This is a genomic window from Dankookia rubra (assembly GCF_004355005.1).
GTDB lineage: Bacteria > Pseudomonadota > Alphaproteobacteria > Acetobacterales > Acetobacteraceae > Paracraurococcus > Paracraurococcus ruber_A.
In genome coordinates this window covers 21,161-27,960 of sequence record NZ_SMSJ01000069.1, presented here as the reverse complement: position 1 = coordinate 27,960, position 6,800 = coordinate 21,161, and the positions used below count along the sequence as shown (strand labels likewise).

Annotated in this window: 7 protein-coding genes; 5 read left to right on the top strand and 2 right to left on the bottom strand. The window is 71.3% G+C overall.

The genetic code is table 11. From position 1 onward, the window contains the following. Window positions 1-105: 105 nt before the first annotated feature. Window positions 106-825, bottom strand: a complete 720-nt coding sequence (locus E2C06_RS27795; RefSeq protein ID WP_133291839.1) for a 2OG-Fe(II) oxygenase — start codon at window positions 823-825, stop codon at window positions 106-108. Beyond that, window positions 822-1,349, bottom strand: a complete 528-nt coding sequence (locus tag E2C06_RS27790) for a methylated-DNA--[protein]-cysteine S-methyltransferase (protein ID WP_133291838.1) — start codon at window positions 1,347-1,349, stop codon at window positions 822-824. The genes E2C06_RS27795 and E2C06_RS27790 overlap by 4 nt, the downstream gene beginning before the upstream one ends. A gap of 580 nt (window positions 1,350-1,929) precedes the next feature. On the opposite strand from E2C06_RS27790, the gene E2C06_RS27785 reads away from it, so the two are divergent. Genes E2C06_RS27785 through E2C06_RS27765 form a run of 5 tightly spaced genes read left to right on the top strand, consistent with a single transcriptional unit; the run spans window position 1,930 to window position 6,794 of the window. After that, entirely contained in the window at window positions 1,930-2,856 is a 927-nt protein-coding gene (locus E2C06_RS27785) for a tripartite tricarboxylate transporter substrate binding protein (protein ID WP_165982705.1), read from the top strand. A 13-nt stretch (window positions 2,857-2,869) separates the two neighbouring features. Further along, window positions 2,870-3,640, top strand: a complete 771-nt coding sequence (locus E2C06_RS27780; protein WP_133291836.1) for an enoyl-CoA hydratase/isomerase family protein — start codon at window positions 2,870-2,872, stop codon at window positions 3,638-3,640. 3 nt (window positions 3,641-3,643) lie between these two features. Continuing rightward, window positions 3,644-4,588: a Bug family tripartite tricarboxylate transporter substrate binding protein gene (locus tag E2C06_RS27775; RefSeq protein WP_133291835.1), complete on the top strand. Its 945-nt coding sequence runs from the start codon at window positions 3,644-3,646 to the stop codon at window positions 4,586-4,588. A gap of 8 nt (window positions 4,589-4,596) precedes the next feature. After that, complete coding sequence (locus tag E2C06_RS27770) at window positions 4,597-5,778, top strand: acyl-CoA dehydrogenase family protein (RefSeq protein WP_206664715.1); 1,182 nt, start codon at window positions 4,597-4,599, stop codon at window positions 5,776-5,778. A gap of 5 nt (window positions 5,779-5,783) precedes the next feature. Next, on the top strand, window positions 5,784-6,794 hold the full coding sequence (locus tag E2C06_RS27765) for an acyl-CoA dehydrogenase family protein (protein WP_133291834.1): 1,011 nt from the start codon (window positions 5,784-5,786) through the stop codon (window positions 6,792-6,794). The last annotated feature ends 6 nt before the right edge of the window (window positions 6,795-6,800 follow it).

Genomic DNA, 6,800 nt, shown 5'->3' with positions numbered 1-6,800 from the left:
GTCGGGCACATGCGCAGGCTATCGAAGCTGCCCGACCGCGTTCGCAGCTTCTTCGGGCACAAGACTTTTCGCTACGCCGCCTGATTCAAGATCGCCCAGGCCGGATCAATAAGCGGCATCGTGGAAGATCACCCCGAGCGTATGGCGATGGCCGGAGCGCACCTGGCTTATGCCATGGCGCAAGTTCACGCGGTAGTCGCCGCGCCCGCCCCTGACCGGGCGCGTGTTGACTGCAAACAGCACACCATCACCCTTGCGCTGCGGCACGACGGCGCCCCGCGTCTGCATCCGCGGCCGCTGCTCCGTCAGCATGAACTCGCCACCCTCGAAGTCCACGCCGGGCTCGGAGAGCAGGATGGCGACCTGGAGCGGAAAGACGTGGTCGCCATACAGGTCCTGGTGCAGGCAATTGTAGTCCTCGGCACCGTACTGCAGCAGCAGCGGGGTCGGGCGCGTCTGGCCGGCTTGGTGGCACCGTTCGATGAAGCTGGCGTGGTCGGCGGGGAACCGGACCGCCATGCCCATGCGGTCGTGCCACCGATTGGTGATGGGCGCCAAATGGGGATAGAGGCCGGTGCGGAGCACCTGGACCAAGCGTGGCAACGGGTAGGAGAAGTAGCGGTACTCGCCGCGGCCGAACCCGTGCCGGGCCATGACGACGTGGCTGCGGAAGCCTTCGCCACCGCCATACAGCCCGGCCGTGGCGTCGCACTCCTCGCCGGTCAGCAGCTCCGGTAGGATCGCCCAGCCCTGCACGTCGAGGCTGGTGGAGACCCCTGGCCAGTCGATCGCATCTATGCGCTGTGCCGGCGGACTATGGCTCATGCCACGCCCTCCATGTTGAGGAGGCGGCGCTTGCGCTGCACGCCCCAGCGGTAACCCGAGATTGATCCGTCGGCCTTCACCACGCGGTGACAGGGGACTGCGACCGCCAGTCTGTTCGCGGCGCAGGCCGCGCCGACCTCCTGGGCCGTGGCTGGGACAGCGAGCCCCTTGGCAAGGGCACCGTAGGTGCGGGTCTCGCCCGACGGGATGCCGCGCAGCGCTTCCCAGACAGCCAGTTCCAGCTCCGAGCCTCGTAGGTCAAGCGGCAAATCCAGCTTGCGGCCGGGCGACGCGATGAGGGCAACAACCTTTGCCACCGTACCAGAAAGGCGGTCGTCATCTTCGATCAGCCGAACCCCGGGACAGGCCGCGGCCAGCTCGCGTCGCAGCGCTGGCGGCTCGTCGCCGAGCAGAATCGCCGCCACGCCTCGGCCGCTCAAGGCGACGAGCACCAAGCCGAGCTTGGTTTCACCGTAGCCGAAGCACAACGTCTCATTGGCCGGGTCGTGTGTCATCGCGTCCATGGTCGGATCCTTTCTCCGTCAACGGGAAGGATGTCGCACCTGGAACCCGACATCGCACTCCGGCTCTTGCTTTAAAACCAGAACGCAGGTGATTTGCCCCCAATGGGCGGAAGCGGAGTGGCAGCTTCGGCATCCTAGCCCCATGTTGGCGCTTCGCCTCGGGGCGGCAGGGGATGGCCACCATGGGCAGGGCGTCAGGTCGAACAGTCCATAGAAGGACGCCACGGCGCAAACCTGAGAGCGCGCGGGTGGCGGTGCTCGCGGCACTGGGCGAGTTGGTCGATGCTGGACTTGGGACTTGGTTGGAGCGTGATGACGGCTTGGCCGAGCTCCACCTGATGGCCGGCGAACGGTGGCTGCTGACTGGTAGGGGCGTCACCCGCTTGACCAGGTAGCATGCCCGGGTCGAACACCCGCGCGCAGGTCACTTGCCTGCCTTGGATCCGGGCGATAGGCTCCGGCTGACCGATCGGTCAGGGCGAGGGAGCGGACGCAGCGCGTGACAAGGGCGCCGAAGCGAGCAAGAGGATGGACCCAGGCCAGGCGCCGCCTGCTGGCGGCGGTGCTTGGGTGCCCGGCCGTGCTCACCTCGACCGTCCGCGCCGAGCCCGGTTGGCCGAGCCGGCCCCTCCGCCTCGTCGTGCCCTTCGCCCCGGGCGGCGGCGCCGACGCCACCGCGCGCTTCGTCGCCCAGGAGCTGGGCGAGGCACTTGGCCAGCCCGTCGCGGTGGACAACAAGGGCGGCGGCGGTGGCACGCTGGGCGCCATGGCGGTGCTGGCGGCGCCGGCGGACGGCTACACCCTATTCCACGCCACGCCGGGGCCGCTGGTCACCAACCCGCTGCTGATGCCGGCGCTGCCCTACGACGCCGAGCGCGACTTCGCCCCGGTCAGCCTGCTGGTGCGCGCGGCCTATGCGCTGGTGGTGCATCCGGCGGTGCCGGCCGGCAGCGTCGCCGAGCTCATCGCGCTGGCCCGGGCGCAGCCGGGGCAGTTGGCCTTCTCCAGCGCCGGCATCGGCGCCGGCAGCCACCTGACTGGGGAGCTGCTGCGGATCGAGGCCGGCATCGACTTGGCGCATGTGCCGTATCGCGGCACCGGGCCTTCGGTGCAGGACGTGGTGGCCGGCCAGGTGCCGATGACGATCGACAGCCTCAGCGTGCTGATCCCGCTGGTGCGCGCCGGGAGGCTGCGCGCCCTCGGCGTCACCACGCGGCAGCGCGTGGCCGAGCTGCCCGAGGTGCCGGCGATCGCCGAGACGCTGCCCGGCTTCGAGGTGACGGTGATGAACGGCCTGATGGTGCGCAGCGGAACGCCCGAGGCCATCGTCCACCGGCTCAGCCAGGCGGTGGTGCGGATCATGGCGAGCCCCGCCGCGGCACGGCGCTTCGCCGGCACCGGCACGCAGCCGGAAGGCAGCACGCCGGCCGCGCTGGGCGCCGTGCTGGAGGAGGAACGCCGGACCTGGCGAGGCGTGATCGCCCGTGCCGGCATCCGGCTGGAATGAGGGGGAGGACGGCATGGCCGAGGAGACGGTGACGCTGGAGGTCAGGGATCACGTGGCGGTCGCCACGCTGAACCGCCCGCCGGTGAATGCGGTGAACTGGGCGATGCGCGACCGCATCATCGAGATCATGGACCAGGCGACCGACCGCGACGACATCCGCGTGGTGCTGCTGACCGCGCAGGGCAGCGTCTTCTGCGCCGGCGCCGACCTGAAGCAGCGGCCGGACCCCGGCAAGCACGGCGAATACTGGTGGCACAACCGGCTGACGCGGGAGACCGGCAACAGCATCAAGGAATGCGCCAAGCCGGTGATCGCGGCGGTGAACGGCGCGGCGCTCGGCGCCGGCTTCGGCCTGGCGGCGGCCTGCGACTTCATGCTGGCCAGCGAGAACGCGGTCTTCGGCATGCCGGAGATCAATGTCGGCCTGGCCGGCGGCGCGGCCATGCTCTCGCGGCTCTTCCCGGCGCCCAAGGTGCGGCGGATGATGTTCACCGGCCAGCGGCTGCCAGCCAGCGAGCTGTACCGGCTGGGCCTGCTGGAAGCCTGCGTGCCGCAGGAGAAGCTGTTCGAGGAAGCCTATGCGCTGGCCGTCGAGGTGGCGTCCAAGGCGCCGCTCGGCATCAAATACGCCAAGCTGAGCTGCAACATGGTCGAGCTGATGCCGGCCAAGGACGCCTACCGCTTCGAGCAGAACTTCACCTACGAGCTCAGCAAGACCGAGGACGCGGCCGAGGCCCGCCGTGCCACGCTGGAAAAGCGCCCGCCGGTCTACAAGGGGCGCTGAGCCATGCGGCGGCGGAGCCTGCTGGGCATGCTCGCCGCGCTGCCGGCGCGGGCGCAGCCCGCCTGGCCGCAGCGCGGCGTCGAGGTGGTGGTGCCCTACGCCGCCGGCGGGCCGACCGACCGCTATGCCCGCGCCTTCGCGCCGCGGCTGACCGAGCTCTGGGGCCAGCCGGCGGTGGTGGCGAACCGGCCCGGCGGCGCCACCGCCATCGGCACCGCGGCGGTGGCGCATGCGGCGCCGGACGGCCACACCCTGCTGCTGGCCAGCTTCGGCATCGTCACCAACCCGCTGATGCTGCGCAACCTGCCCTACGATCCCGCCGACCTCGCGCCGCTCTGCTGCTTCGCGCTCGGCGGGGCGGTGCTGTACCTGCATCCTTCGGTGCCGGCCCGCACGGTGCCGGAGCTGGTGGCCTGGGCCAAGGCCCATCCGGGGCTGCTGCGCTTCGGCTCCTCCGGCATGGGCTCCTCGCCGCATATCTCGGCCGAGCTGTTCGCCTGGGCGACCGGCATCGAGATGCTGCACACGCCCTATCGCGGCAGCGCGCCGGCGCTGACCGACCTGCTGGCCGGCCATGTCAACGCGCTGTTCGACAGCGCCACCACCATGCGCTTCGCCCGCGAAGGCCGGCTGCGGGCGCTGGCGATCTGCCAGCCGCGGCGCAACGCCACGGCGCCGGAGGTGCCGACCATGGCGGAGCAGGGCCTGCCGCAGGTGGAGGCGCGCACCTTCTACGGCTTCTTCTGTCCGGCCGCGGTGCCGGCGCCGCTGCGGGACCGCATCGCCGGCGACCTGCGCGGCGTCGCCGCGGCCGAGCCGATCCAGCGCGCCATCACCGATGACGGGCTGGAGGCCATGGCCGAGACGCCGACCGAATTCGCCGCCTACCTGGCCGGGCAGCACGCGCTGTGGAGCCGCGTGGTGCGCGAGCGAAACCTTTCCCTGTGACGAGGCCGATGATGGACGAGACCGCCGAGCTGGCCGCCTTCCGCGCCGAGGTGCGCGACTTCGCCCTGACCCGCTGCCCGCCGGAGATCCGCGCGGTGGTCGCCGCCAACGGTAAGCTCGGCCGCAAGCAATGGGCGCCGTGGCAGCGGATCCTGCACGCGCATGGCTGGGGCGCGCCGAGCTGGCCGAAGGAGCATGGCGGCACCGGCTGGGACCAGCGCCGGCGCCACATCTTCGACGAGGTGCTGGCCGAATGCGACTGCCCGCCGCAATACCACCACGGGCTGCGGCATCTCGGCCCGGTGCTGATCGCCTTCGGCACCGAGGAACAGAAGGCGCGCTTCCTACCGGGGATCCTGAGCGGCGAGGACTGGTGGTGTCAGGGCTATTCGGAGCCCGGCGCGGGATCGGACCTCGCCAGCCTGAAGACGCGGGCGGTGCGCGAGGGCGAGGAATACGTCGTCACCGGGCAGAAGCTCTGGACCAGCCACGCGCATGAGGCGGACTGGATGTACACGCTGGTGCGCACGAACGCCGAGGTGAAGCGGCAGGAAGGCATCACCCTGCTGCTCATCCCGCTGGATGCGCCCGGCATCCGCGTGCGGGAGGTGCGCACCATCGACGGCTGGCACCATGTGAACGAGGTGTTCCTCGACGCGGTGCGCGTGCCGGTGGCGAACCGCATCGGCGAGGAGAACAAAGGCTGGACCTACGGCAAATTCCTGCTCGATCGCGAGCGGCTGGGCGGTGCCAATGTCGCGCCGGCCTTCCGTTTCCTCGACCGCTGCCGCGCGCTGGTGGCGCGCGAGCTGGCGGCACCCGGGCAGGCGCTGAAGCGTGAGCAGCTGGAATATCGGCTGCTACTGGCCGAGGCCGAGCTGCGCGGGGCGCGCGAGCTGGGCCGCGCGGCGGTGGAAGCGGTGATGGCCGGCGAGCCACTGGGACTGATGCCCTCCGAGCTGAAATTGTCCACCGCCGACACGGTGCAGCGCATCGGCGCCATCGCCCTGGATGCGGTGGGCGAGCGGGTGGCCTCGCGCTTCCGCCCGGTCGATGCCTCCGGCCCCAATGCCGAGGTGGAGGATATCGAGTGGGTGCAGAATTTCATGTACCTGCGCGCCAAGACCATCTTCGGCGGGTCGAACGAGGTGCAGAAGAACGTCGTCGCCAAGCAGCTGTTCGGGATGTAAGCGCCATGGCCTTCGAACCCAAGCCGATGCTGCCCGGCGACGCGCATGATGCGGCCCGCCGCTTCGCCGAGGCCTCGGCCACGACGCTGGCGCGGCTGCAGGAGCCGGCCGCGCGCGCGGCGGAGCTGGCGGTGCAATGGGACGCGCTGCTGGAGCTGGGCTGGGCCGGCATGCTGGTCCCCGAAGATTGCGGCGGCGCCGGCGGCACGCTGCTGGACATGGCGGCGCTGGCCGAGGGCGCCGGCAGCGCGGCCCTGGCGCTGCCGCTGGTAGCCGTCTGCGCGGTGGCGCCGACTCTCCTGGCCGGACAGCCCCTGCTGCTGGCCGAGCTGGCGGCGGGGCGGCTGCAGCCCTGCGTGGTGCTGGCCGGCGGCATCACCGCGGAGACCGGGCGGTTGAGCGGCCGTGCGCTGGGCGTCGAGACCCCGCCGGTGCCGGGCCACGCGTTGGTTGCAGTCGAGGACGCGCTCTACCTGCTCGACCTCGGCACGGCCGGCGCCGGATTCACCCGGCATGAGCGGATCGACGGGCGGCTCACCCTCGACCTCGAATTGCAGGGTGCGCCGGCGCGGCTGCTGGCCGCCGATGCCGGCGCGTCGATCGCCCGAGCCCGCGACCTGGGCGCGCTGCTGAGCTGCGTCGAGGCGGTGGCGGCAATGGGCACGCTGATCCGGCAGACCATCGACTACCTGCTGCAACGCCAGCAATTCGGCACGGCGCTGGCCAGCTTCCAGGCGCTGCGGCACCGGGTGGCGGAGATGTACGTCGCCTGGCGCAACCTGACCGGCCTGGTGCAGGCGGCGCTGCGCACGCCGGAGGAGCGGAACATCGCCTTCGCCAAGCTGCGCCTGGGCGAGGCCGGGCGCTTCGTCGCCGAGCAGGCGATCCAGGTGCATGGCGGGATGGGCATGACCGAGGAGCTGCCGGCGACCCGGCTGGCACGGCGCATCCTGATGGCGGAATTCGAATGGGGCGATCGCCATGCGCAGGCCGCCCGCCTGCTCGCGGCGGCCTAGGAGGAC